At 38.3% G+C, this 26,421-nt stretch carries 30 protein-coding genes and 2 pseudogenes; 19 read left to right on the top strand and 13 right to left on the bottom strand.

All coding sequences use genetic code 11. The annotated features are described in order from the left end of the window. Positions 1–43 precede the first annotated feature (43 nt). Positions 44–637, top strand: coding sequence for a sigma-70 family RNA polymerase sigma factor (locus tag TE34_RS15585; RefSeq protein WP_053075107.1), 594 nt, complete (start codon positions 44–46; stop codon positions 635–637). Continuing rightward, positions 630–1,778: a hypothetical protein gene (locus tag TE34_RS15580; RefSeq protein ID WP_047985739.1), complete on the top strand. Its 1,149-nt coding sequence runs from the start codon at positions 630–632 to the stop codon at positions 1,776–1,778. Before TE34_RS15585 ends, TE34_RS15580 begins: the two co-directional genes overlap by 8 nt. Before the next feature lie 42 nt (positions 1,779–1,820). Here TE34_RS15580 and TE34_RS15575 read toward each other — a convergent pair whose 3' ends face one another. The 5 genes from TE34_RS15575 to TE34_RS15555 form a co-directional block, all read right to left on the bottom strand. Next, on the bottom strand, positions 1,821–2,021 hold the full coding sequence (locus TE34_RS15575) for a CDGSH iron-sulfur domain-containing protein (protein WP_047985738.1): 201 nt from the start codon (positions 2,019–2,021) through the stop codon (positions 1,821–1,823). A 66-nt stretch (positions 2,022–2,087) separates the two neighbouring features. Further along, complete coding sequence (locus TE34_RS15570; RefSeq protein WP_047985737.1) at positions 2,088–3,008, bottom strand: fumarylacetoacetate hydrolase family protein; 921 nt, start codon at positions 3,006–3,008, stop codon at positions 2,088–2,090. A gap of 98 nt (positions 3,009–3,106) precedes the next feature. Continuing rightward, complete coding sequence (locus TE34_RS15565; RefSeq protein ID WP_047985736.1) at positions 3,107–3,688, bottom strand: GNAT family N-acetyltransferase; 582 nt, start codon at positions 3,686–3,688, stop codon at positions 3,107–3,109. A gap of 55 nt (positions 3,689–3,743) precedes the next feature. Further along, the gene (locus TE34_RS15560; RefSeq protein WP_047985735.1) at positions 3,744–4,163 is read right to left on the bottom strand and encodes a VOC family protein; all 420 of its coding nucleotides are present in this window, start codon (positions 4,161–4,163) and stop codon (positions 3,744–3,746) included. Between the two features lie 117 nt (positions 4,164–4,280). Then, on the bottom strand, positions 4,281–4,847 hold the full coding sequence (locus tag TE34_RS15555; protein WP_047985734.1) for a DJ-1/PfpI family protein: 567 nt from the start codon (positions 4,845–4,847) through the stop codon (positions 4,281–4,283). 620 nt (positions 4,848–5,467) lie between these two features. Here TE34_RS15555 and TE34_RS15550 point away from each other — a divergent pair. The 4 genes from TE34_RS15550 to TE34_RS15535 all read left to right on the top strand — a co-directional run bounded on the left by TE34_RS15550 (position 5,468) and on the right by TE34_RS15535 (position 8,800). Continuing rightward, positions 5,468–6,301 carry an N-acetylmuramoyl-L-alanine amidase gene (locus TE34_RS15550; RefSeq protein ID WP_047985733.1) on the top strand — a complete coding sequence of 278 codons (834 nt, stop codon included), beginning with the start codon at positions 5,468–5,470 and terminating at the stop codon, positions 6,299–6,301. Positions 6,302–6,495: 194 nt separating this feature from the next. Next, on the top strand, positions 6,496–7,095 hold the full coding sequence (locus tag TE34_RS15545) for a TetR/AcrR family transcriptional regulator (protein WP_047985732.1): 600 nt from the start codon (positions 6,496–6,498) through the stop codon (positions 7,093–7,095). Positions 7,096–7,098: 3 nt separating this feature from the next. After that, a complete protein-coding gene (locus TE34_RS15540) occupies positions 7,099–8,019 on the top strand; it encodes an ABC transporter ATP-binding protein (protein WP_047985731.1) in 921 nt (306 codons plus the stop codon). A 1-nt stretch (position 8,020) separates the two neighbouring features. Continuing rightward, positions 8,021–8,800 carry an ABC transporter permease gene (locus TE34_RS15535; protein ID WP_047985730.1) on the top strand — a complete coding sequence of 260 codons (780 nt, stop codon included), beginning with the start codon at positions 8,021–8,023 and terminating at the stop codon, positions 8,798–8,800. Positions 8,801–8,823: 23 nt separating this feature from the next. Here the strand turns inward: TE34_RS15535 and TE34_RS15530 are convergent, their stop codons facing one another. Continuing rightward, positions 8,824–9,360: a D-glycero-alpha-D-manno-heptose-1,7-bisphosphate 7-phosphatase gene (locus TE34_RS15530; RefSeq protein ID WP_047985729.1), complete on the bottom strand. Its 537-nt coding sequence runs from the start codon at positions 9,358–9,360 to the stop codon at positions 8,824–8,826. Between the two features lie 122 nt (positions 9,361–9,482). On the opposite strand from TE34_RS15530, the gene TE34_RS15525 reads away from it, so the two are divergent. The 3 genes and pseudogenes from TE34_RS15525 (at position 9,483) to guaC (ending at position 12,030) form a co-directional block, all read left to right on the top strand. Continuing rightward, positions 9,483–9,941 carry an SRPBCC family protein gene (locus TE34_RS15525; protein ID WP_047985728.1) on the top strand — a complete coding sequence of 153 codons (459 nt, stop codon included), beginning with the start codon at positions 9,483–9,485 and terminating at the stop codon, positions 9,939–9,941. A 13-nt stretch (positions 9,942–9,954) separates the two neighbouring features. Continuing rightward, positions 9,955–10,605, top strand: a pseudogene (locus tag TE34_RS15520) (YdeI/OmpD-associated family protein). A gap of 441 nt (positions 10,606–11,046) precedes the next feature. Further along, on the top strand, positions 11,047–12,030 hold the full coding sequence (guaC, locus tag TE34_RS15515; RefSeq protein WP_047985727.1) for a GMP reductase: 984 nt from the start codon (positions 11,047–11,049) through the stop codon (positions 12,028–12,030). A 38-nt stretch (positions 12,031–12,068) separates the two neighbouring features. Here the strand turns inward: guaC and spxA are convergent, their stop codons facing one another. After that, positions 12,069–12,464: a transcriptional regulator SpxA gene (spxA, locus tag TE34_RS15510; protein ID WP_047985726.1), complete on the bottom strand. Its 396-nt coding sequence runs from the start codon at positions 12,462–12,464 to the stop codon at positions 12,069–12,071. Positions 12,465–13,232: 768 nt separating this feature from the next. Then, on the bottom strand, positions 13,233–13,883 hold the full coding sequence (locus TE34_RS21520) for a metallophosphoesterase (protein WP_236687173.1): 651 nt from the start codon (positions 13,881–13,883) through the stop codon (positions 13,233–13,235). 211 nt (positions 13,884–14,094) lie between these two features. Here TE34_RS21520 and TE34_RS15500 point away from each other — a divergent pair, with 211 nt between their 5' ends. The 9 genes from TE34_RS15500 to TE34_RS15460 all read left to right on the top strand — a co-directional run bounded on the left by TE34_RS15500 (position 14,095) and on the right by TE34_RS15460 (position 22,263). Continuing rightward, positions 14,095–14,655 (top strand): CDP-alcohol phosphatidyltransferase family protein, encoded by a 561-nt coding sequence (locus TE34_RS15500; protein WP_047985725.1) that lies wholly within the window; start codon positions 14,095–14,097, stop codon positions 14,653–14,655. A gap of 16 nt (positions 14,656–14,671) precedes the next feature. Next, positions 14,672–15,124 (top strand): nucleoside deaminase, encoded by a 453-nt coding sequence (locus TE34_RS15495; RefSeq protein ID WP_047985724.1) that lies wholly within the window; start codon positions 14,672–14,674, stop codon positions 15,122–15,124. Between the two features lie 128 nt (positions 15,125–15,252). Beyond that, positions 15,253–15,756: an RNA polymerase sigma factor gene (locus tag TE34_RS15490; protein ID WP_047985723.1), complete on the top strand. Its 504-nt coding sequence runs from the start codon at positions 15,253–15,255 to the stop codon at positions 15,754–15,756. Beyond that, positions 15,743–16,228: a hypothetical protein gene (locus TE34_RS15485; RefSeq protein ID WP_047985722.1), complete on the top strand. Its 486-nt coding sequence runs from the start codon at positions 15,743–15,745 to the stop codon at positions 16,226–16,228. The genes TE34_RS15490 and TE34_RS15485 overlap by 14 nt, the downstream gene beginning before the upstream one ends. 312 nt (positions 16,229–16,540) lie before the next feature. Beyond that, complete coding sequence (locus tag TE34_RS15480; protein WP_047985721.1) at positions 16,541–17,557, top strand: ABC transporter ATP-binding protein; 1,017 nt, start codon at positions 16,541–16,543, stop codon at positions 17,555–17,557. Then, the gene (locus TE34_RS15475) at positions 17,532–18,497 is read left to right on the top strand and encodes an ABC transporter ATP-binding protein (protein ID WP_047985720.1); all 966 of its coding nucleotides are present in this window, start codon (positions 17,532–17,534) and stop codon (positions 18,495–18,497) included. The genes TE34_RS15480 and TE34_RS15475 overlap by 26 nt, the downstream gene beginning before the upstream one ends. 51 nt (positions 18,498–18,548) lie before the next feature. Further along, the gene (locus TE34_RS15470; protein WP_047985719.1) at positions 18,549–20,231 is read left to right on the top strand and encodes an ABC transporter substrate-binding protein; all 1,683 of its coding nucleotides are present in this window, start codon (positions 18,549–18,551) and stop codon (positions 20,229–20,231) included. Between the two features lie 85 nt (positions 20,232–20,316). Beyond that, positions 20,317–21,318, top strand: coding sequence for an ABC transporter permease (locus TE34_RS15465; RefSeq protein ID WP_047985718.1), 1,002 nt, complete (start codon positions 20,317–20,319; stop codon positions 21,316–21,318). A 12-nt stretch (positions 21,319–21,330) separates the two neighbouring features. After that, positions 21,331–22,263, top strand: a complete 933-nt coding sequence (locus tag TE34_RS15460) for an ABC transporter permease (RefSeq protein WP_047985717.1) — start codon at positions 21,331–21,333, stop codon at positions 22,261–22,263. 53 nt (positions 22,264–22,316) lie between these two features. On the opposite strand, the gene TE34_RS15455 is transcribed toward TE34_RS15460, so the two are convergent. From TE34_RS15455 to TE34_RS15445, 3 genes are all read right to left on the bottom strand, one after another. Next, the gene (locus tag TE34_RS15455; RefSeq protein WP_047985716.1) at positions 22,317–22,568 is read right to left on the bottom strand and encodes a YvbH-like oligomerization domain-containing protein; all 252 of its coding nucleotides are present in this window, start codon (positions 22,566–22,568) and stop codon (positions 22,317–22,319) included. Positions 22,569–22,710: 142 nt separating this feature from the next. Then, positions 22,711–23,190 (bottom strand): DUF4188 domain-containing protein, encoded by a 480-nt coding sequence (locus TE34_RS15450; RefSeq protein ID WP_047985715.1) that lies wholly within the window; start codon positions 23,188–23,190, stop codon positions 22,711–22,713. Beyond that, positions 23,191–23,739 (bottom strand): PadR family transcriptional regulator, encoded by a 549-nt coding sequence (locus tag TE34_RS15445; protein ID WP_047985714.1) that lies wholly within the window; start codon positions 23,737–23,739, stop codon positions 23,191–23,193. Between the two features lie 187 nt (positions 23,740–23,926). Here TE34_RS15445 and TE34_RS15440 point away from each other — a divergent pair, with 187 nt between their 5' ends. Continuing rightward, positions 23,927–25,174 (top strand): MFS transporter, encoded by a 1,248-nt coding sequence (locus TE34_RS15440; protein WP_047985713.1) that lies wholly within the window; start codon positions 23,927–23,929, stop codon positions 25,172–25,174. A 324-nt stretch (positions 25,175–25,498) separates the two neighbouring features. Here TE34_RS15440 and TE34_RS15430 read toward each other — a convergent pair. Beyond that, positions 25,499–25,883: pseudogene (locus TE34_RS15430) on the bottom strand (hypothetical protein). A 12-nt stretch (positions 25,884–25,895) separates the two neighbouring features. Beyond that, a complete protein-coding gene (locus TE34_RS15425; protein ID WP_047985711.1) occupies positions 25,896–26,258 on the bottom strand; it encodes a DUF2089 domain-containing protein in 363 nt (120 codons plus the stop codon). Positions 26,259–26,421 lie beyond the last annotated feature (163 nt).

Raw genomic sequence — 26,421 nt, 5'->3', positions numbered from 1 at the left:
TGATTACGTCTTATATGTAGATAGGAAGTTAGGAGGAAAAAGAGTGGGCCACTCGAAAGCTTTCCATCCGACATGCGATAAAGAGGGCATCAAGGAACTGCAGTCCAACCCTGCCCTGGCCATCGAAACAATCATGGATACGTATGGCGATGAAATAAAGCGCTTAGTTTTTGCATATGTAAAAAACTCCGCAGACACCGACGATGTAACACAAGAAGTCTTTGTTACAATCTACCAAAAATTAAATACATTCCAAGGAAATTCATCCTTAAAAAGCTGGATATACTCTATTGCTATTAATAAATGTAAGGACTACTTAAGAAGTTGGCATTCGAGGAACAAACGATTAAGAGAGAAGCTCATTACTTCTTCCCACACTATGAAACAAGAGGAAATCACACCGGAAGAACTAGCTCTCGAAAAAGACCACTCGAGCGAACTGCTTAAAACGGTCATGGATTTACCGATAAAATACCGCGAAGTGATTATTCTATTCTACTTTAAGGATTTATCGACTAAAGAGATTTCTCAAGTGCTGGACATGAATGAAGCGACTGTTCGCACAAGACTAAATCGCGGGCGTGACAAACTGAAGGAATGCTTATCTTCTAATAAAGGTGGTGCCAGCCATGGATAAGCAATTAAAAGATTTAAGAAATGAATATGATCAAATTCCAACATCCTTCTCAGAGAAGGATAAGCAAGTAATTCGCAGTAAAATCAGTGAACTTTCCAATAAACCAGAGCGAAAAAAGTTTCATCTATATCCGCAATTACTTACTGGTGTTGTTTTGGCTATGGCTTTTGTTATTTTTCTCATCTCTACCAACCAACAACCGGGTATGTTTATGAGTGGTAGCGATGATGCTAGTGATAGCAAAGAAATGAGTATGGATCAGGAAGTTGCAGAAGCAGAAATGGAGTCTTTTAATACAGGGATAAATAACAATTCTGTTATGGAAGATTCTGCTTCAGAGGAAAGTATGGCTTCAAACATCTTCCATCCAGATAATGTCCAGTATGATATAAACTTCCCTGTATCAGATGTTCAACAAGACGGGGAGCAAATGATCATAACGTTTGTGGGTTATCATTTATCTGGTAGCTTTGCAAATGATAAATCACTCCGTTTTGAACCTAATGAAGATTCTTGGCAACAAATTCCTATTGCTGAAGGTGATAGCAAAGAAGATATTCCCATTTATATTTCCAATGGGGCATTTGCACGAAAGGTCTATGACATCGATCGAACCGTAGGAACAGAACTCTCCATTTTCGTTGAGGAATTGGAATACCACTACTCACCAGAGGGATCTAGTATTTATATTAAAGTAGCAGATGAATCAGGTATGACTGGAATTGACTTAAATATCTATAATGAATCCATTACCTTATCTAACGAATTGCTTAATATTTATGAAGAATATAAAGCGAGTAAAGATGATACGGTATTAAAGGGTTTAACAGCCTTTGACGTGTTTAAGCTTTATCACTATGCTGATTACCAAGGTGATTTGGAAGTACAACATGCTCTATATTTCAACAAGGAAAATCACTATGTTCCAGACAAGGAAACATTCCTAGCTGAAGCAAATCATTCAGAGGCTCAGGCTACAGAATTTTATAATCAAATGCTTGAATTAAATCGTTTTGAGGAGTTGTATCGAACAGAAGATGAAGTCATTATTCGCTACATCCTAGACTATGAAATAGGATTCAGGCTGTATAGAGACAAAGAGCTAGATGTCTGGAAAGTATCCTGGATGCCAATCCAATAAATAAGAAATCCGTAACCCCTATGTGGGATTACGGATTTTTTATTACGCTCTTGGAGCACTTTCAAATCCTATTTTACGATGTGTTCCATCACAGAATGGTTTATTAGCAGAGTGACCACAACGACATAAGGAAAAGCTCTTTTTCGTTTCAAATACATTGCCTTCCGCATCAACTAATTCTACATCTCCAGTAATTCGGAGCGAGCCATTATCATTTACCTTGATTACAACCTTTTCACTCATGTAATCCCTCCTTTGCTATGAATAATTAACAATCATAACCTACTTACCATCTTACGTGCTGAGTTTTTATTTATTCCTAACGCGGTTTTCCAAAGTACCAATTTTTTCGATCTCATTCGTAATGATATCCCCATCTTGCAGGAACTTCGGTTGATCCATACCAAATGCCACTCCATCTGGCGTTCCAGTCATAATGATATCTCCTGGGTATAATGTAATTAGATTAGAGATAAATTCAATTAAAAACGGCACATCAAAAATAAACTTTTCCGTATTCGATGATTGGCGTAATTCACCATTTACGTAGCAGCGAACATCTAGCTTACCAGGATCACCCACTTCGTCTGCAGTTACGACCCAAGGGCCAATTGGGGTGCTCTTATCGATTGTTTTTCCTTGCAACCATTGAGGTGTTCTCTTTTGCAAGTCCCTAGCAGAAATGTCATTTCCTATTGTATAGCCCGCAATATAGTCAAAGGCATTCTCTCTTTTAACCTGGGAAGCTTCTTTACCAATTACAATTGTTAGCTCCACTTCATAATCGAGCTTTTCGGTTTGAGGTGTCTTCTCGATATCATCTTCTGGCCCAATCAACGCATTAGCAAACTTCGCAAATAAAACTGGATACTCGGGAATATCACTTTTCATTTCTTGCGCATGCTCCACGTAGTTTCTTCCTACACAGATGACTTTTGACGGCTCTGGAATAGGAGTACCTATATAGACTTCCTCTCTCAGGAAAGATGTATTATCCTTAGGCTGCTCCGTTACATATGTATAAACTTCTTTCGCTTTTTCAATCGCCGGGTTTCCCAACTTGAAAAAGTCCGTTGGATTAGCGGGAAGTAGTGCATCTAGATTCTCCACTACATCCTGTTGTTTATATTTTCGAAAGGCATCTTGAACATCTACTATTCTTTCATCCAATACAAAACCAACTCGGGGGTTATCTTCTTTGTTCTTTACTTGATAGTTTACTAGTTTCATATAGCACCTCTACTCTGTATATTTACTTGATTTCAGATAATACTTGTATATCGTTATTATATATTTTTCAAATTATTATGTAAATTATCTGTAGGGTTTTACTCAAGAGGTGTTATTTTATTTAGATATTCCTTCTTTAACATGGAATAGACAACTGTATCATGATATCTTTCTCCATCAAAGTCCGTATCTCTTAGAACACCTTCTTTTGTAAATCCAAACTTCTCTAAAAGCTTTCTAGAGCCGTCATTTTCAGCGAATATATCCCCAACTAATCGATTTAGATTTAGCGTTTCAAAAGCAAATGGTAGGATTACTTGTAAAACTTCAGTCATTACACCTTTTTGTTGAAACGCCTCACCAACGACTGCTCCCATTTCGGCTTTACGGTGCCAAAGGTGTAGTTTATGTAAACGAAATTGGCCAATGATTTCATCAGTCTCTTTATTAATAATTACCCATGGGATTTCCTTTTGGTCTTTGAATTTTGTAAGATAATTAGTAACTACTTCTTGCATATCCGCTTCACTTTTTACCGGATCAGGTGTAATGAATTTCATCGTTTCTTTATTGCTCATCATAGGAAATAACTTTGTAGCATCATTAGGTGTAACACCTCTTAGTGTAAACCTCTCTGTTTCTAACACTGGAATTTCTGTTAATAGTTGACTATGCTGCATTCGAATCCTCCATTAAAAATAGACTTGATTCTTCATCAAGTCCATTTTATCACGATTATTCTCCTTCTGTTGAAACTTGCCATAATACTCCAAATTTATCTTGAACTTGTCCGTACATTGGGCTCCAGAAAGTCTTTTGAAGGTCCATAACTACTTTTCCGTCATCCGTTAATTTTGCAAAGATTTCCTTAGCTTCTTCTGGGCTTTCCAACATAATCGCGATGGATAGGTGATCACCTACACGATATGGTGAGCCTGGGAAATTATCCGAAATCATTAACTCAGAGTTGCCTATTTTTAGAAGTGCATGTAGTACGAGATCTTTTGCTTCTTCTGGTAGGGCTTGTCCTTCCATCGGGTTATCGCCGAACGTTTGTAAACCTAGTAATTCTGCACCTAATACCGCTTGGTAGAAATTAACAGCTTCTTGTCCATTTCCGTTTGTTACTAAATATGGGCTAATTCTTTTTACCATCGCGCAACACCTTCTTCTATTATTCTTTTACTAATTCATCTGACAGTTTTACCATAATGAATCTATATTATAAAAACAGGTAGGAGTAGCCAATTAATGACTACTCCTACAGCTAAATTATGCCTCTACCCCAACACCATTCACTTGTTTAACAAACTCTTTCATTAGACCTGGTACATCCGGCCAAGCATGACCAGAGATTAGGTTACCATCCGTATGGTTTGGCTCACTGACGTAAGTAGAGCCTAATGCCTCTACTTCCGGCTTACAAGCAATATAAGCCGTTAATTCTCTACCTTTCATGTGCTCGCGTACCGTTGTTAGTACTTGAGCAGCATGACAAACCGCTGCTATTGGCTTATCCGCTTCAAAGAAGTGACTTACAATTGCTGGCACATGTTCATTTAACCGCATATGCTCTGGGGCACGGCCACCAGGGATAATTAATCCGTCAAATTCTTCCGGGTTAATATCGGCGAAGCTTTCCGAAGCCTCAATTAAATACCCTTCTTTCTCTGTATACGTTTCCCAACCGATGAAGTCATGAACAACAGTATGTAGCTTCTTAGGTGATGATGCAGCTATCGCCGTTTCGAAGCCTTCCTCTAAGCAGCGAAAGTAAGGATAATAGATTTCTAAGGCTTCCACTGCATCTCCAGCAAGAATTAATACTTTTTTGGACATGATTATTCCTCCTCATATTCGAAATGTACTACACAGATACTATATTCTATTGTGTTCGTAAGTAATCCTCCTAAATTTTGGAATTTATAAAAACTTAATGAAGTTCGATGGTATTCGACAATTGACTTTTACAACAATAAAAAGAAGTAACCGCTCCCACCTAGGTTAGCGATTACTTCTAGACCAAACATATAGCAAGCTGGCCAACTGCTCCTTATGCAGTTAGTTGTCGGTACTGTGTAGTTCCCGTTACGCAGTACCTTATTCTAAATATAGTAGAATTTTGAAATATTATACTGTCAACTTTCTAAGAAAATAGTACTGAACCATTCCGAACAAATTAGCCTCTTTCCTCTATTACTTTATTCCTCACTCCTATATTAGATTGAGTATATTATCTCATTTTTCAGATAAATAAAGGGTTTTAACTAACAGATGTTGAATCCTAACAGTACCAAAGGAGAGGAGGAAAAATAATGGGACAAGGTTTGATGCTATTTCCTATCCCCTTAGACACATCCTAACAAAATTCATATTCAACTAACGTATCAGATCCAATAGTTTTCCCACCCAGAGTTTCACAAATACTTTCTATATAAAAAATTAGGAGGAGATTTGTTATGAAACTATATTTAGATCCAGGTCACGGTGGTTCAGACAACGGAGCTAGTGGAAACGGGTTGTTAGAAAAGGAAGTAAACTTAGATATTGCGTTACGTATACGAAATACGTTACTCAATAGCTATGAAAATGTCGAGGTCCGAATGAGTCGGACTGGTGATACTACTAAGAGCCTCTCACAGCGAACAGACGAAGCAAATGCTTGGGGCGCTGACTACTTTTTATCCATCCATTGCAATGCCTTCAATGGTTCAGCACAAGGATATGAAGATTACATTCATAGTAATCTATCCGATTCATCTTTGACTGCTAGATACCAAGATCTTCTTCATACAGAAATAACCAAACTCAATCAACTCACGAACCGCGGGCAAAAGAAGGAAAACTTCCATGTCCTTCGCGAATCGAATATGCCCGCACTTCTTACGGAAAATGGTTTTATAGATAATACCCATGATGCAAACCTAATGAAACAAGCATCATGGAGACAAGCAGTAGCTCAGGGGCACGTAAATGGGATTGCCCTTGCGTTTAACCTACCTCCAAAGCAAGGAGATACAGATGTCATTTACAAGGTCATTGCTGGGTCCTTCCAAACACGTGATAATGCAGAGGATCGTGTTGCTTACCTGAGCAGTAAAGGTATCGAATCCTTCATAGGAACGGTACTAATCTCTGGGGTTACCTGGTACCGCGTTCAGGCAGGAGCGTTTTCTAGTCGCGAGAATGCAGAAGATCGTTTGCAGCAGGTGAAAAACGCAGGGATATCAGATGCTTATATTGTAGCGGAACAGCAAACCGCTGCATTAGAACCTATACTAGCCAGTGAATAACTCGTTCCAAATTGTTATCTCTATAGAAGAATGCCAGTGCTTATACTGGCATTCTTTTTACGTTTACAAAACTTTTAGCTTCTAACGATAAATATAATTCGAGAAAATTGTGGAATATTTTGGTATTACATGATATGTTCTATATGAATATAAAATAATATTATTCATACATTCAACGAAAGGAATTAAAACCTATGCCAAAAGGATTCCAAGAGCATGAGATGAAAATAATCAAGAGCAAGTTAATTGAACAAGGGAGAAGCCTTTTCAACACACACGGTTTACAAAAAACTAGTATTCAAGATATTACAAAGAAAGTCGGAATTGCTGCTGGGAGCTTTTATAAATTCTTCCATTCCAAGGAAGAACTCTATTTTGAAATCCTCGAAATAGAAGAATCCAAGATAAAGGAGGAACTTTTAACCCTCGATCTTGGAAGGGACCCTAAAGAAGCAATCAAGAACATAATTCTAAAGATGATTAACACCATAGAAAATACCCCCATTCTCCAACACCTATACACAGAAAACACGATGGAGGCAATCATTAGAAAACTTCCACCAGAAAAACTAGCAGCTCATTTTAATAAGGATGCAGATTTTCTCACTCCTTTAATACAAGAATGGCAAAAATATGGATTAACATTTACTGAACCACCAGAGATTGTTTCTAGTATTTTACGTTCCTTAGTTTTACTATCCTTTCAAAAAGAGAAGATTGGAGAGAAAGAATACCCTGAAACAATGCAATTCTTTATTGAGACAGCCGTTAACGGGGTTCTAAAGGAGGAATAAGATATGCAAGCTGTTATCCAAACAGAAAGTCTGTCTAAAAGCTATAAAGGATTTCATGCACTTGATAAGGTATCACTCCAAGTAAACAAAGGCGAAATCTACGGTTTTATTGGTCTAAACGGAGCAGGAAAAACAACGATGATACGAATGTTGCTTGGTATGATTAAACCAAGTGAAGGAGCCTGCTTTATTAATGGGAAAAGGGTATCGCTACATAACTATTCCATATGGAAAGACGTGGGCTACATGGTGGAAACTCCTTATGCCTACCCTGAACTTACCGTAAAAGAAAACCTGGATATATCTCGTCGACTTCATTCAATACGGGATCCCTTAGTGGTTACAACCATCATGGAAAAGTTAAATCTTACGCGTTACGCCGATAAGCGTGCCAAAAATCTTTCTCTTGGTAATGCGCAGCGATTAGGTATTGCAAAAGCATTACTACACAACCCTAAAATACTAATTTTGGATGAACCAGTAAACGGATTAGACCCTGCCGGAATCGTAGAGGTTAGAGAGTTATTAATGGATTTAGCAACAAACCATGGGGTAACAGTTTTTATTTCTAGTCACCTACTTAGTGAAGTTGCCAAAATTTCAACAAAAATTGGTATCATTCATGAGGGTAAATTACAGCAGGAAATATCATCACCTGAGCTCAACCAATTGCTAACGAGAAAGTTACTCATAAATACGCATAACCAACCTTCTACATTGGAGACATTACGCCAGGAAGGGTTTGATTCCAATCTATCAAAAGAAGGATTAATTGAATTACAAAGTCAACGTGCTATAGACAATCCCGAGAATATCGCCCGTGTACTCATTCAACACGGACATTCGTTGACCAAATTAACCGTTGAAGAAGAAGACTTAGAGAGTTACTTTTTACGCGCAACCCAAGCGAAGGGAGGTAATTAATATGAACCCAATATTTAACGCCATTCAAACGGAATTATTTAAATTACGTAAATCCAAGATGATTCGGATTATATTTGCCGCTTTTTCAATTGCACCGCTTATGGGTGGACTTTTTATGTTTATATTAAAAAATCCCGAACTTGCCGAAAATACAGGGTTGATCGGAGCTAAGGCGCAAATTGCAGGGGAAGCTAACTGGCCATCCTATTTTGGCTTACTCGCCCAGATGATTGCAATAGGAGGAATACTAATCTTTGGGTTCGTAACGAGCTGGATTTTTGGCCGTGAATACACCGACAGAACCGTTAAAGATTTAATTGCGCTTCCCTTTCCGAGGGGGACAATTATTCTAGCAAAGTTCATCACTGCTTTTATAGCTAATATACTGTTAAGCTTGTATATTATTGTATTAGGTATCCTTCTTGGACTATTAATCGTTCTACCTAATTGGTCTGTGTCAATCTTATCCGACGGTCTAGTAACCTTATTCATCACAACACTATTAACTGTGGCGTTAAGTACACCCGTTGCACTTGTTGCTTGCTACGGGCGTGGATATCTAGCTCCATTGGGATTTGTTGTATTTATGGTAGTTTTTTCACAGATTATTGCTGCAATTGGTTATGGGGCATTCTTCCCTTGGGCAATACCAGCTCTTTTTAGTGGAATAAGTGGTACAGAGGGGTTAATTGGAATAGAAAATTTAATGATAGTAATAGTAACTTCTATCATTGGGTTGGTCGCTACTTTTTATTGGTGGCGGTATGCTGATCACAGCTAACGCAGGTAGTATAGGTGACTCTTTTAAACAGAGTCACCCTCAACCAACCACTTAGCAAAAGATAACAGGTCAGCAAACTTCATATCCGCTTCACTATATGTCTTCTCTCGCGTTCCAACTAACACCGTCGTTGTACCCGCTTCCTTCCCCGCTTCGATATCCGGGTCACGGTCGCCAACCATATAGCTTTTATGTAAATCAATATTATGTTTCCTCGCCAGGTCTAATAACATCTGCGGCCTCGGTTTCCGACAAGCACACCCTGCATGGGGTTTATGCGGACAGTATGCAATATCATCAACCGTCGCACCAAACTCCGTCAAATCATCTTTCATTTTTTGATGAACCTTCCCTAAGGCCGTCTCTTTCATATACCCTAGGCCAATCCCACCTTGATTCGTGACGACAAAGACCTTATATCCTGCATCATTTAACAATTTAACCCCTTCTCCCACACCATCTAGTAAATAAAAATCGCTAGGTTTATTAACGAATTTTACTCGCTGCGATAATACCTCATTTATCACGCCATCACGATCAAGAAATATTCCAGCTTGCATGAATTATCACCCTCCCTTTATTCTATCTGCTAGTATACCCAATCTGCTTTCTTTATTATATTTTTGGATAATCATTCTATATAATAGAAAGTATTACAAGATAAGGAAATGGAGGAATAGACTTGGAAACAACCTCATTTACATATGTCTCTTATATAGAAACAACACCGGAACGTTTATGGAATGCTTTAACGAAAAGTGAACATACGGAAAAATACTTCTTTGGGACGGCTATTGAATCTGAATGGAAAATTGGGGCTAGTGTGAACTATTTACGAGAAGGAGAAATAGTAGACTACGGGACAATAACTAGACTGGAACTAAATCAGATGCTTTCCTATACATGGACATCAACTATGGATAAAACTACTAATCGTGAAGAACCGACACATGTTACATTCTTAATTAAACAATTAGGACCAGTTGTAAGATTAACGCTAAAGCATGATCAGTTACTACCTTCCGATATCGTTCATAATGATGATACTTACGAAGGTTTTAATAACGGATGGCCAGCAATTATTAGTAACCTAAAAAGCTACTTGGAAACTGGAAAAACATTAGAGCCGGTTCATACCTAGAAAGGAGAAAGCTATGTCTATTATTGATAAACTGAAATTAACGAAATATACCAATCTAGCTGTTCTCCATGAGCCTAGTGACTAAACCATTTTCAAGAACTACCAAACAGAACTAACCAAGGAGCACGATGCGATTTTTGTATTTGTCGAAACACTTGATGATATGGTAAAACACATAAAGCAAATCACCGAACACACACACTTCCTGCCAGAAAAGGGCTACCTATTTTTCGCCTATCCAAAAAAGGGAAATACTCGCTATGATACATATGTTCACCGAGATGAGATTTTTCCAGCATTAGAAGTAGATGATGATGGCTATGTTGACGGAAGTGATATTAAGTTCTCACGCATGGTAAGCATGGATGACGTATTTACAGTCGTTGGATTAAAGCGTGAAAAGAAAAAAGTAAAAAAGACTACCGCTCCTAGCCAATGTGTAGCTGATTATGAAGACCAGGTGATGGATATTGAGGCAATACTAGCAAACCATCCAAGCGAACTTTCCTTCTACCAAAGCCTTACCCCTGGATACAGAAGAGATTGGGCACGCTTTGTCTTTTCCGTCAAACAACAAAAAACAAAAGATAAACGCATCGAACAAATGGTAGATGTCCTCTCCCAAGGATATAAGACAATGGACTTGTATCGAAGGAAGAAATAATAAATGTAAAGAGGTTGGACATAACTCAATCAAAGGCAGTAAAAGACGAATAAACACTACATTAGCCCCGGAAATATACGGAGACTCCTTGAAAAAGAAGACCGCTTTTTTGCGTGCGATGTTTCGCTGCCGTAGCCTTCCTTGTCCTGTGGGAGGACAGGCATAGGTGAGACCCCGCAAGAGCGTTAGCTCTGAGGAGGCTCACCAGCCGCCCACGGAAGCGCAGTATATTTCCGGGGCGTGTTATATGCACTAATAACAATGTGCGATTTTACTCTTTAGAAATACTCTTGTCTCAACCCCTTTATTGTGTCATAACAACTTAATTAGTATAACCCTAATAATGGTATTTGACATACTCAACAAAATATAGTAAATTAGCTAATGGCGAACAATTAAATTTATATATTAAAAAATCATTCGTATTTAGGGGTGTAATAAATGGAAAATGTATTTGACTACGAAGATATTCAACTAATTCCCGCAAAATGTATCGTGAACAGTCGCTCTGAATGTGATACTTCTGTTACCTTTGGTGGACGTACATTCAAATTACCTGTAGTTCCCGCTAACATGCAAACTATTATAGATGAAAAAATCGCATTACAATTAGCCGAAAACGGTTATTTCTATATCATGCATCGATTCCAACCAGAAAAACGTCTGGACTTTATTAAAGACATGCAAGAACGTGGACTATACGCATCCATAAGTGTCGGTGTTAAAAATGAGGAATATGGCTTTGTTGAAGAACTTGCTGCTAATAACCTAACACCAGAATATATTACAATTGATATCGCGCATGGTCATTCTAATGCTGTTATCAACATGATTCAACATATTAAAAAACATTTACCAAACAGCTTTGTTATTGCTGGTAATGTTGGAACACCAGAAGCAGTACGCGAATTAGAAAACGCTGGTGCAGATGCGACAAAAGTCGGAATTGGCCCTGGTAAAGTATGTATCACTAAAATCAAAACTGGTTTTGGTACAGGTGGCTGGCAGTTAGCTGCACTTCGTTGGTGTGCAAAAGCTGCAAGCAAACCAATTATTGCTGATGGTGGTATTCGCACACATGGTGATATCGCTAAATCCGTACGTTTCGGTGCATCGATGGTCATGATTGGTTCCTTATTTGCTGGTCATGAAGAATCTCCTGGTGAAACAGTGGAGAGAGATGGAAAGCTATTTAAAGAATACTTTGGATCTGCTTCTGAATACCAAAAAGGTGAAAAGAAGAATGTGGAAGGTAAGAAAATGCTAGTGGAACATAAAGGTTCTCTGAAAGATACGCTAGTTGAAATGGAACAAGACCTTCAATCTTCTATCTCGTATGCAGGTGGAAACAAATTAGATTCCATTCGTAATGTGGATTATGTAGTTGTGAAAAACTCTATCTTTAATGGGGATAAGGTTTATTAATACGAAAAAGGTGAGCACTTGTAAGTGCCCACCTTTTTTTAATCGACCATTTTTTGAAGTTGATGTAATTGGAATGTACGAACTGACCTTGGTAAGAAGCGACGAATTTCGTCTTCGTTATAACCTACTTGAAGACGTTTTTCATCAATGATAATCGGTCTTCTTAATAGTCCAGGGTTTTCTTGGATTAGCTGATATAACTCCTGCATCGGAAGTTGTTCAATATCCACATCAATCTCTTTAAACACCTTGGAACGTTCCGAGATTATTTCCTCTGTACCGTCCTCTGTCAAACGTAAGATTCCCTTTATTTCTTCAAATGTTAACGGTTCCGAAAAAATATTACGTTCTTTGTAAGGTATGTTATTCTCTTGAAACCATGCTTTTGCCTTTCTGCAGGATGTACAACTTGGTGTAACGTATAATGTTACCATGTAATTACTTCCTTTCTCTCTAGAAGAGATTTGACAAAACTCATCCACAGTCTTAGTTCTATTGTTCAATCGTTAAAAGACTTTTTGTATTCCCGTATTAAAAACTATATTGTATAGTTTTGGATATATCTTTAATTCAATATAATTTTATTACAGCTAATTAGTAGTGTCAACCTCATTTCCTTTACTCATTAGCTTGCACACAATATATTATAACACATAAAAAAGCCCTAATGGAAAGTATGCCCAAAAAGTTTAGAAATTATTTCACTTTTCCTAAACTGACTTATTCCATCTTTAAACTGCAATGAAACAAAATAGCCATAACGCCTACATAGCCACACATTCCCTTGGTATCCAGCCTACTTCTCCACTATCTTTTTTTATTAATAGATAGCCATCACACTGATCATCTACTATTTTTACACATTCTCCAAGATTAACAGTTAAAAAAGTCACGCTAAGATCATCTTTTGAGTAGATGCGACCATTCTTTTCTATTAAGTATTCATTCTTTATCCATTGTCGTGTACGAAGGTTAATATTCTCACACTCTGTAAAATACCTTCCCGGCTTGATGATCCTCATGTCGTAATTCGGATAGGTAACTGTACCAACTCGATTTTTGCTAGTTGCGTACTCTCTTTGAATAATTGCTGTTTTATCTAAATTATCCACGTAAGTATAAGCGTATTTTCCATATTCTATGATAAGGGCATTTAATTGTCCGTCTTTTTTTATTTGATTTCCACCATCTATCGAAATAATTCACTTCTTTTCATCTATAACTGGATTATGAGAACTTACTTGACGAGAACGATAATTTACAACTGGCCAATGACCCACAATCACTGTTTTCTCCGCTTGATGCTCTTTCTCTTGGAACGCTTTAGTATAAAGTGCCGTATCGACAGCCGTCTCCTGCCATTCGTCTATATTATCAATTCCCGCGTGAACAATAATATGTTCGTCGATTTCATAGGCATCAGGTAAGGACTCTAACCAAGAAATGACATCTGGAAATTCTTCCTGATAGAAGGTTGCTAATTCAGCTAGATTTTCAAAGTCGTCAATTGATCTATTGTGAAGGGCCATCATTTCATTGAGAACAGAATATTTTCTATTTCTTATGTAGGCTAAGATTCCCTCATTCCCATCTAAAACATACCGATGAACGACATCACAGTTTCCCTTTGTTACGTATACATTCTTATTTTCGCTCATTAGCTTTTTCACAAAATCTATTACTTCGAAACTATTCGGTCCCTTTTCACAAAGATCTCCATTAATGAAAAGATAATCTTCCTGTGTGAAATTTACTTTTGCTAAAAGCTTTTTCAACAGATTAAGATTGGCATGAATATCTGAGGTAATAATAACGCGCTTCCTCTTATCTAGTTTCACCTTTCGCACTTCCATTTATATTCTCCTATTCTATTAGGACAGGTTTTCCCATATAGTGATAGATAGCAATCAAACTAGCCTTCCAATCAAAGTTTACCATTACTTATCTAGCAGTCCAATCCTATTTTTCGACCTTCCGCTTCCCATTATTATCCAAAACTATTACAATACCAATAGGAACATTCTACTATCTTGATCGTTCATCACTTCTAGGGGGATCTAAATCATGAAGCTCACTAAGAGAGAAATATTTACCATACCAAATATTCTTTCGTACATAAGATTACTATTAATACCTGTCTTCGTTTATATTTATATAACAGCTAATAGTACCAACGATTATTATATCGCCGCCATTATTATTCTTATATCTGGACTTACCGATATGTTTGATGGTCTTATCGCACGGAAGTTTAATCAAATCACCGAACTCGGAAAAGCGGTAGACCCCATAGCCGATAAACTAACACAGGCTGCCATAGTTGGTTGTCTAGTTTTTCGGTATGAATATATGTGGATTTTAGTAGTACTACTAGTTGTGAAAGAACTGTTTATGGGGATTAATGGACTGATTCTTCTTAATCGGGGTAGAAAATTAGATGGTGCGATGTGGTTTGGAAAGGCTTCTACTGCCGTTTTCTATGCAGCCACTTTTATCTTAATTGCCTTTCCTGAAATCAATATCCATGTCGCATCGCTATTAATGCTTGTAACCGGGATCTTCTTGAGTTTATCATTTGTTTTATATATACCCGAATTTTTAAAGCTGTACCGAAATGAATCTTGATAGGGGGACAATAACAGTGGATACATTTATGGAAAGAGCAGTGGAACTAGCAATCGATAATGTCAAAGAAGGCGGACAGCCATTTGGAGCTGTGTTAGTCAAGGATGACCAAATCATCGCTGAAGGTGTAAATGAATTACATAAGAAACATGATGTAAGTGGGCACGCTGAATTGATTGCCATTCGAAGAGCACAAGCAAAGCTAGATAGAAGTGAGTTAGCAGGTTACACGATGTACGCAAGTGGTGAACCTTGTCCCATGTGTCTAACCGCGATGTATTTTGCAGGTATTGATAAGGTGTTCTACTGTCAATCGATAGAGGATGCATTTGGGGTAGGCTTAACAAAATCTCAGTTTATTTACAAAGAACTAAAAGTAGACAAGGCCGATCGCTCGATAGAGATGAAACAGATGCCTTTACAAGAAAGCCAAGTTAATCCTCTATTGCTCTGGCAGACGAATAAGTAATCCATCCTTGGGGAACACCTTGGATGGATTTTTTCTCTTACCAAATCACGATCCTCCAAATAATTCTAAACCGTTGTAACTTTTTAATCTTCCTAATCGTTCTATTTCTGAGAGGAGGTAACTATGTTATGTTTGATCCGTTTAAAGAAATCGAAGACGACTATCATTTGTATTATACTGACTTGCACCATTTCCTCTTTAAATTTACGCAGGATGAAAATCTTATCAAGGATATGATTCAAGAAGTCTTCCTTACCTTATTGAAACAGCCCAATATTATGCATCATATTACCAATAAAAAAGCATGGTTACTTTCCTGTACGAAGAATAAGCTGATTGATCATTATAGAAAGCACGCTCCTACTCTACTAGAGAATAATGACTTATTGGCACTCTTAGGACCTATCACTCCTAGTCCAGATAAAGCATTGCTAGAAAATGAATATATTCATGAGCTCCTTGATTCCCTATCCGCAGATTCAAGAAAGTTATTACTAGCAAAGCATTACTATGGGTTTACATACGAAGAGATTTCAGAGTTAACAGGCTATAGTGTCTCCATGATAAAACTAAGAGTCTACCGGGCAAAAAAATCACTCGTTGGGAGGATAAAACAAGATGACACAAAATAGGAAGATTCACTTACTTAGCCAAGAATTGATTCCTTTATATGAAGATTTGAATAAGGATGTAAAAGTGGTCATTGATGAACATGGCGAGAACTGCCAGGAGTGCAGGGAGCTGCTAAGAGATACCGTCATGCTTGATATATCCCTATCCAATCATAATAACGAAGCGCCTGCCCCAGTTCGTAAACCACCATTCTACCAATTAATATGGTTTAAACGAAGTATATTCTTTGGAGTCATCCTTCTTAGACTATTTATTTTAGGTATGATATGGCAGGATTACAATCAAATCGTTACCTATACAGAGGCACCTTTAGGACTAGCAAAGGAAGGTATTAGGGCTAGTATGATCATTTTCTATCTACCATTTAGCATATTTTCTTTAATTCTATCAATACCTTTAGTGAAGATGCGCTTTGTCGGATTATTAGCTGTTTTTGATTTGATACTTATTTTTTATATGCAAACTTTTTAATATTGTCCTACGTTAGACTGCCCAAAGTTGGCAGTCTTTTTTACTACTCACCCCCCTCTCCCCTCACTTCTCAAAACTATTTCGACACGAATCGATGTCGAGATTTGTTGACTTAACGGAATATTTGTATTGTTTCGACAATAGGCAGGAATTCTGTTTTAAAATGTGGAATAAGTGAAGCTAAGGCAAAATGCATTATTTAACACTATCAACTGGAGAGCTATTTTTTATCCCTAGTAATATCGTAGCCAAGTTTTTAATATGCTACTTTAAAAGGTCAAGAAATTCAAACAACCAAAGGGGGGACTTGACGTGCCAAATGAAGTTCTAAAGATAGAAGACCTACATACACACTTTTTTACTGATCAAGGGGAGATACCAGCAGTCGATGGTGTAAGTCTTACCGTACATAAAGGAGAAGTAGTAGGAGTTGTTGGTGAATCAGGCTGCGGAAAAAGCGTTACCTCTCTATCCATTATGCAATTAATTCCGAGCCCTCCAGGTAAAATCGTAGGCGGATCGATTCATTTTAAAGGAGAAGACTTACTGTCCGTATCGAAGAAAAGAATAAAGGAAATACGGGGTAACGAAATTTCCATGATATTTCAGGAGCCCATGACTTCATTAGATCCTTTGTTTACCATTGGAAATCAACTCCGAGAAGCGATTCGTATTCATCAGAAGGTTACCAAAAAGCAGGCAAATGAGCGATCGATTGAAATGCTTAAACTTGTAGGAATCCCGCGTGCAGAAGCAGTCATGAATGAATACCCTCATCAGCTATCTGGTGGTATGAGGCAGCGAGTCATGATAGCCATCGCCATGTCCTGTGACCCCGAAATTTTGATTGCTGATGAACCAACAACTGCACTCGATGTAACCATTCAGGCACAAATCCTAGACCTCATGAAAAAGCTGAATCAAGAAAAGGAAACCGCCATCTTAATGATTACCCATGATTTAGGTGTCGTAGCTGAGATTTGTGATCGTGTCATCGTGATGTACGCCGGTCAAGTAGTGGAAGAAGGGACAACGAGGGAGATATTAAAGGACCCAAAACATCCCTATACAAAAGGATTAATCCGCTCCATTCCAAAACTCCATGAAAAAGACCAACAATTATATTCCATTCCTGGTACCGTTCCGAAACCTAAAATGGGTAACGTTGGCTGTCGGTTCAATGATCGTTGTGAATATGCCCATGACCGCTGTTTTGCCGAAACACCTGAACTATTTTCCATAATCAATAATCGTTACAGTCGTTGCTTTTTATTAGACGATTCAGAAGGGAAGGTAGTTACTGATGCAGAAGCCAATATTAGAAGTTAATCATTTAAAGAAATACTTCGACGTACGTGGTGGTGTCTTTGGAAAGAAGGTTGGAGAAGTTAAGGCAGTCGATGACGTCTCCTTTACCGTTCATGAAGGAGAAATATTAGGGATTGTTGGAGAGTCTGGTTGTGGAAAGTCTACTACTGGAAAGACCATCCTTCGGTTAATCGAACCAACGGAGGGAGAAGTAAAGTTTGAGGGTGAGAATATAGCAGCCTTAAGCGCCGAAGCAATGCGAAAGTTGCGACGTGATATGCAGATTATTTTCCAGGACCCCTATGCATCCCTAAACCCAAGACATACAGTTGAAAAGATTATTAGTGAACCTCTCCTTATCCATGGTATGGGTAAGAAGGAGCGAAAGTCTAGAGTCAAAGAGCTGTTAGAAGTAGTTGGACTTAGCGACTACCATGCGTCTAGATATCCACATCAGTTTAGCGGAGGTCAGCGACAGCGAATTGGAATTGCTCGGGCACTTGCTAATAATCCTAAGCTTATCATTTGTGATGAACCAGTCTCCGCTCTGGATGTATCAGTTCAATCCCAAATTCTTAATTTGATGGAAGGCTTACGCGATCAATTTAACTTAACGTATGTCTTTATCGCGCATGATTTAAGTGTAGTTAAACATATCAGTGATCGAGTAGGTGTGATGTACCTAGGGAGATTAGTAGAGCTTACGGATAAAGAAAAACTCTATGATGACCCAAAGCATCCTTATACAAAAGCACTCTTATCTGCGGTACCCGTACCGGATCCTGATGTAGAGAAGGAAAGAATTCTCCTAGAGGGAGATGTTCCAAGTCCATCTAACCCGCCAACTGGGTGTGCATTCCACACACGATGTCCGGTGGCAATGGATATTTGTAAAACGGTAAGACCAACATTTGAGCAAGCTGAGGTTAATCATTTTGTTGCCTGTCATTTATATAATTGAGACACGCAACGAAATATTACAATATTTTAAAAAAACCAAGGGGGATATGTTATGAAGTTGAAGTATTCACTATTTATCACATTAATGCTCGCATTCCTGCTATTTCTAGCAGCATGTAGTGGCGATTCCGAAACAGACGGAGATCCAGAAGAACAAGCAGATCCAGGAACTAGCGAAACAGAAGGGGAAGAAGATCCAGAAACTGATGAAGCTAGTGGTGACCAAGTATTAATTTTTGCTCGTGGTGGGGATTCAGAGAGTCTTGATCCAGGAAGTACAACAGACGGGGAATCTTCCAGGGTTACGAAGCAAATTTTAGAAGGTTTACTTGAATTTGATAAAGAATCCTTCGAGGTTACGCCTGGTCTAGCTCATGATTGGGATGTATCCGAAGACGGATTAACTTATAACTTCTACTTAGAGGAAGGCGTGACGTTCCACGATGGAACAGACTTTAATGCAGAAGCAGTTAAAGTAAACTTCGAACGCTGGGCAGATCCTAGTCATGAATTTGCATTTGCGGATGATGGCTATGTGTACTCTATGTATGGAACAATGTTTGGCGGTTACAAGGGTGATGATGGCCATGTCATAAAGGAAATCAATGTGGTGAACGACCATGAAATCCAGTTTGTATTAAACCGCCCATTAGGATTCTTCCTACAAAACCTAGCAATGTCCTACTTTGGAATTACATCTCCAGCAGCACTTGCTGAGTATGGTGCAACAATCAATGAAAACCCTGTAGGAACAGGTCCTTTCAAATTTGTAAGTTGGAGTAAAGATGACTCGATTATTTTAGAAAAGTTTGAGGACTACCGTGTAGAAGGTCTACCAAAGCTAGACCGCGTAGTATTTAGTGTTATTCCTGATAACGCTGCTAGACTGATTGCACTAAAGTCCGGTGAAATTGATATTATGGATGGTTTGAATCCCGATGATGCAGTTGGCGTAGAGTCAGATGATAATCTAATTCTTTATGAACGAGCTGAAAATAACTTTGGTTATGTAGGATTCAATACACAAAAGGAACCATTTGATAATCAAACATTACGTCAAGCTATAAGCTATGCGATTGATCGCCAATCGATTGCGGACGCGTTATATGCTGGATATGCAGTAGCTGCGAAGAATCCATTACCACCAAGCTACATGGGTTATAACGATGATGTAGAACCTTATGCTTATGATCCAGAAAAGGCAAAAGAATTATTAGCTGAAGCTGGATATGCGGATGGACTAGAAATTGAACTATGGACTATGCCAGTTGCCCGTCCATACATGCCAGACCCTGAAACAGTTGCTGTTATTGTACAAAGTAACCTTGCCGATATCGGTATTACTGCCGAAATCGTACGTGAGGAATGGGCTCCTTACTTAGAGAAGACTATGAATGGTGAACACCAAATGTATATGCTAGGTTGGTCCGGTACAAACGGTGACCCAGATTACTTCCTAAGCAGCCTACTACACGGCAGTAACATTGGAACAAGTAACCGAAGCTTCTATCAGAACACAGAAGTAGATGAATTACTAGACGCTGCTAAAGTAGCAGTAGACCAAGAAGAACGTGCTTCCTTATACAGCGATGCACAAGCATTAATCTCAGAAGATGTGCCAATGGTTCCACTAGTACACTCTCGACCAGTACTAGCAACGACAAGTGCCGTTAAAAACTATGTACCACACCCATCAACAAGCGAATCTCTAGCAGAAGTAGAATTAGCGAATTAATACGATAGGTATATAGGGTAGTAGTTTTTCTACTACCCTTTCCTATTACTAGATATGTAGATACTTGAAGAACAGAGGTGAAAGAATGCTTGCCTATACGATGCGACGATTACTCATGCTACTTCCAGTACTAATTGGAATGACTTTGATTACATTCTCTATAGTTCATCTTATCCCTGGAAATCCAGCACAAGTAATACTAGGGGAAACCGCTAGCGAAACCGCCATAAAAGATTTAGAGGAAAGTATGGGATTAAATGAACCATATGTTGTTCAATATGGTATTTATGTTTCCGACTTAGTTCAAGGGGATTTAGGAACCTCTTTAAAAACAAAGTCCCCCATCTCTAAAGAGATTTGGCCATATATCGCAGCCACTTTTGAATTAACCCTATTCGCGATGTTGTTTGCCATCATTATCGGAGTAAATGCAGGTATTATTAGCGCTTGGAAGCAAAATTCCTGGTTTGATTTTCTAGCAATGCTAATTGCACTAATTGGTGTATCCATCCCAGTCTTTTGGCTCGCATTAATGGAACAGTGGATTTTTGCTCAAGAATTAAGTTGGTTCCCTTCTAGCGGAAGGCAAGACAATCGGGATCCAATGGAACCAATTACATACTTCTTTGTACTGGATTCCATTATACAAGGGGATTTTTCAAGGACAGTACAAGTATTGAAACACCTTGTTCTCCCAAGCATAGCTCTAGGCACCATTCCAATGGCAATTATTGCTAGAATGACCCGTTCCAGCATGCTAGAGGTAATGAAATCCGACTATATCCGTACGGTTCAAGCAAAAGGATCCGGACAATTGCTTATTATCTACAAACACGCACTAAAAAACGCCCTCATTCCCGTCTTAACGGTTATTGGTCTACAAACTGGGGTGCTTTTAGGTGGAGCTATTCTTACGGAGACAATATTTAGCTGGCCAGGTATTGGACGATATATTTACGAGGCAATTACGTACCGAGATTATCCGGTGATTCAGTCTGGTATTTTGGTGATTGCATTTCTCTTTGTCATTATTAATCTAATTGTAGACTTACTCTATAAATTTATCGATCCTAGGATTAATTACTAAGGGGGGCTGACTATGAAAATAGAGGAAAAACAAACCCAATCCGAACAAGTGAATACAAATCCTCCAGAAAAAGGTCAACCACCAAAACAAGCAAAGATGCGTGCTAGTTCACCATGGCGAGACTCTCTCAGACAATTAAGAAGAAACCGTTTTGCCTTAGCTGGGATATTTATTATCGTGTTCTTCATCGCGGTTGCACTTTTGGCTCCACTAATTACTTCTTACTCATATGACAAAATAGATCCAGTCAACCGCCTTCAGCCCCCTTCTGGTGAGCATTGGTTCGGGACCGACGATATTGGAAGAGACATATTTACTAGAATTGCATACGGTGCAAGAATCTCGTTACAAGTTGGTTTCTTTGCGGTAACAGGAGCACTTGTATTCGGTACTTTACTTGGAATTATCGCGGGATACTATGGACGCTGGATTGATATGATTATTTCTCGGATATTTGATATCTTACTAGCATTTCCTAGTATTCTACTTGCTATCGCTATTGTTGCGATTCTTGGGTCGTCCTTAGAGAATGCATTAATAGCCATCGCTATTGTCAACATCCCTATCTTCGGAAGATTGATACGTTCAAAAGTAGTCAGTCTCCGGGAAGAGGAATTCATTATGGCAGCAAGAGCACAAGGAATGAAAAATGGTCGGATTATCATCCATCACATCCTTCCAAACAGCGTAGCGCCAATTATCGTTCAAGCAACGTTAAGCTTCGGTACAGCTATTCTGGAAGCAGCCGCATTAGGATTCTTAGGTCTCGGTGCACAGCCACCAACTCCTGAATGGGGCGCAATGCTTGCTGGTTCTAGAGACTTTATCCAACTCGCACCTTGGACATTAATCTTCCCAGGGGTATCGATCATGTTAGTTGTACTTGGATTTAACTTAGTTGGTGACGGCCTACGCGATGCGCTCGATCCGAAAATGAAAAACTAATAAAAAGGATTCAGTAAACCATACTGAATCCTTTTTTGGTGGAATGAATCCTATTAATTATTAATGTACTTCTCAAACACATCGCCAAAATCTTTTTTATGATATTGTTCCTTGATAGAAGTTAACCAAGAGAAACCATACTCTGTCAGCTGCTTATACTGATCAGCTAGTTGGGTGCCATTCGTTCTCGAATTATTAAGTACTGCCACTGCATCATCGGAATCGGTCTTGTCATAATCCTCAGGGCCGATTATTTTCCCGATGTCAGATAAACCTAAAGCATCAGACGCAAGCTTTTTTAACATAGTAATTCCCCTTTCTAATCACAATATAATACTACCTAACCATGTTAACATATTATTCTGACTATTATAGAGGTTCTTTAGTCCTGTTTATTCCCCTCTTGTAGTTAACTTCTCACATTTCCTTAAAATGATTCCTAATAGATTACTTCATGCCTGACAACCGCTTCTTCGCCGTCCTTATTTCTGGTGTGATTAATCGGTGACCTCGAGCTTTTGCAAGCCCATGCAGCGGCATATTTCCATAAACGGATTCATAATTTCCTTTTTTCACAGAATAGGTTTCATGATAGATACCAACTGCATCATTATCCCCTACCCTTTTATTGAATTCCTTCCATGCCTTTAAGTGCTTAGCTCCTCTAGCATATGCCAGTAGGTCTTCCGTTGATTTCCAATAGGAGATCATCACCGTTGTTCGTAAACCAAAGAAACTCTCCATTGAAAGAAAACCTAACTCTTCTTGATTTTCATAAAGCTCTCTAATCATACCTGGCATTGCGGTAAACACTGGCCACCATTTTCGAACGGCTAACCGCTTGTTGATTCTCATACCAATGATAAATACTACAACATCCTCATCATTTTCCGTTGTATATCGACCGGGATACAACTCCTTCGCCATTTAACTTCCTCCTTCTAATTTATTAATCGTATCGTAACACCACTCTATTTCAGCAGTTGTTACTCGTTTTCCATAATCTAGTGTAAAAAGCCAGTATTGCGCATCTTCATTATCAAGTGAATGCGTACGAATCGTTTGCTCAATTTCCTCGTACGTATAAAGTCGGTCGTTTAATACCTCTTGGTAATGACTCAAATACTCGATAGTCTTGTCATTATGCTGGTGTCTACTGAAGAATAATTTCAGCAACACTTCATTTCTAGGAACTGGAATCGTTTCTAAAGGTGAGGATAGCCATTTACGAAGCTCCTCCTCCCCCTTAGATGTAAGAAAGTATTCTTTAGTATCTGGTTTTCCATCTTGTGTCGTTTGTTGAACGGTTGCTAATCCTTCTTCTACGAGTTGCTTCAATGTAGGATAAATTTGACCATAACTAATCTTCCAAAAATGGTTTAAGCTTTTATCTATTAATTGCTTAATTTGATATCCAGTTCGGCAACCTGTTGTTAATATCCCTAAAATTGCGTATCTTGTATGATTTGTCTTCATCTCTTGCACACCTATCTTTTTGATATATATCTATTTGATACATATATATTATCTCCATTATTAGATAATTGCAATAGTTTTCTAAGACTTTTTTCACAAAATTTAACAAACACAAATCCATTTACATTTTGGGAAATTGGTTGTATATTACTTAGGGACACGAAATAACTAGAAGGGCAAGACAACGATGGTACTTTTTATAAAAGAATGGTCTGAACAACTGAAAACGTATAACCAAAATATTAAACTAGCAATATGGGCCAATATCTTTTCCCAAATCGGAATGGGTATGTTTATGGTCATCTACAATATCTATATCCAAGAACTTGGAATGAGTCACGATGTAAACGGGCAGGTCATCGCCCTAACCTCCCTAGCCACAGCTATCATACTTGTACCTGCAGGGATTATGAGTGATAAAATTGGTAGGAAGCGTGTCATGGCATATGGTGTTGTACTCACCGCTGCTATTCTGTTTTTACGCAGTGTTGTAGAATTACAATCACTATTACTCATAACTGGGTTTGCTACAGGTATTTTTACTGCTTTCCTCCAGGTATCATCCATCCCTTGGTTAGCAGAGAATTCGCAACCGAAACAGCGTGTTCACTTATTTAGCCTTCACGCTGCCATAATGACTGCAGCAAATGTCGTTGGTAGTTTACTAGGCGGAACATTAACAGACTTCTTCGCACTTTTCACAACAGAATTAAGTGCGATTCGATATGCATTAATTATTGGAAGTATCTTTTATCTGATTGCCTTTTTCCCGATTATGAAAATGGTTGAGATACCAAAAACAAAAGTTGAAAAGGCAGATCGAATTCCGTTTCGTGAATTTATGAAGACGAATAAAGTGGGCTTTAAAATAATTGCCTTATTTGCAGTAGCGCAGTTGTTAATTGGGTTTGGTAGTGGATTAGTCATACCTTACTTGAATTTGTACTTCGCCGATCGCTTTGCCGCTTCCAATTCCATGATAGGGCTCATCATTTCACTTGGGCAAGCTGCTACGGCAGTGGCCATGTTCATAGGACCACTAGTAGTTAAGCGGGTTGGTGAGGTAAGAGCAGTGGTTTACTTACAGCTTTCTTCTCTTCCTTTCTTGCTGCTAACCGCGTATACTGAGAATTTGCTTTTAGCAACTATCGGGTTTCTCTTCAGACAGGCATTAATGAATGCTGGAAATCCGATCCAAGCATCCCTGATGATGTCTAAGGTAGATAACTCGGTCAAAGGTTTAGCAAATTCCATTAACCAAATGGTATTCCAGCTTGGTTGGGCATTTATGGGGCCAGTTTCAACGTCTATCGTTATGATGAACGGAGCTTATTGGGGCTATGCCCATGTCTTTACAATTACGGCAGGATTGTATTTAATTGGATCGTTATATTTCTTGATTGTCTTTCGATCGTTAAAATCAACAGACGAATAAAAGGGAATGTCTAAGACATTCCCTTTACTCTTATAATTTTATAGTTATTCCTGCTCCTTTAGATTCTGATAGTTCCACGATGGTTATCCCTCGGTAATTTTGAAGTTCTTTGATGGAGGTTTTTAGGAGTGGCTTTACTAGTTGTTTGTTTATGAGAGGGTTAATACTAGGTGTGTTAGAATTCTCACTTGCTTTAACGATCCTTCTCCAAACTGTATTAGAGCAAACAATGGACACAGCTAAATGCAGAGCAAAATAGGGTACTGGGATAGTAAACTTGAATGACTTATCAGTTCTTATCTTTATCTTCACCATTCGCACACCTTACTCGATAAATATAGCGACTTTATCGCCATCACCTGATGTAATATCAACAATTTGTCCTTCGAGTTCTTGATCGATTGCTTCTAAAATTAAGTCAACATCCACATCTTTTACATATTTCTGTGCATCCGGAATGTTAGAAGCGATTCCATGACCCGCTTTTAGAAGGACCTTTACTAGTCTAATCGGTAAATTCACATTTACATTATCATTATCCGAAGAATTAATACGCACTTTTAACGTTTTATTAAGATAATCCGACTTGGTAGACTTATTATTTTTCTCTTCCTTTTCCTTCAATAAGGAAATTAATTCCGTCGCCTTTTTCTCCATCAATCTTCCCTTGTTCCATCATCCCTAATACTTTTGCAATTTCTTCCTTCATACAATTACCTCCCTATTTTTTTAATTGATTAATTGCCTCTTCAGGAGTGATTTCCCCTCTTTCCAGCATATCTACAATCTTACGTTCATCAGTAACCTGTTTTGTTTCTGATTCATACCCTAATGCCTTAATGATGTCATTTAACTTTCCTCGTACTGTCGGGTATGATATCCCGAGCTCCTTTTCAACTTCTTTAATATTTCCTCTACTTACGATGAATGTTTCAATAAATTGCAGTTGCTCGGTTGATAGTATGTTAAACTTTGATAGTTCAAACTCGTTTTCAATCGTTGTATCACAGTGGTTACATTGCAGCTTGGAAACGATAAGTGTATTACTGCAGACAGGACAGTTGGTTAATAACGTATGCGCCATAGTAGATTCCTTTCCTTATTTTGGTAACATTATATACTCTAGAACAACAATTGTAAACACAAAATTAAAATTATTTATTTTTACACATGAAATTATTAAATTTATAAAGTTTTAAATTTAAATTATTAATACCCCATCCATTTAGAACTCTATTCTTACTGGG

It is taken from the genome of Ornithinibacillus californiensis (genome assembly GCF_001038485.1).
In the GTDB taxonomy this organism is placed as follows: domain Bacteria; phylum Bacillota; class Bacilli; order Bacillales; family Amphibacillaceae; genus Ornithinibacillus; species Ornithinibacillus californiensis.
This window is presented reverse-complemented; position numbering and strand designations above follow the sequence as displayed.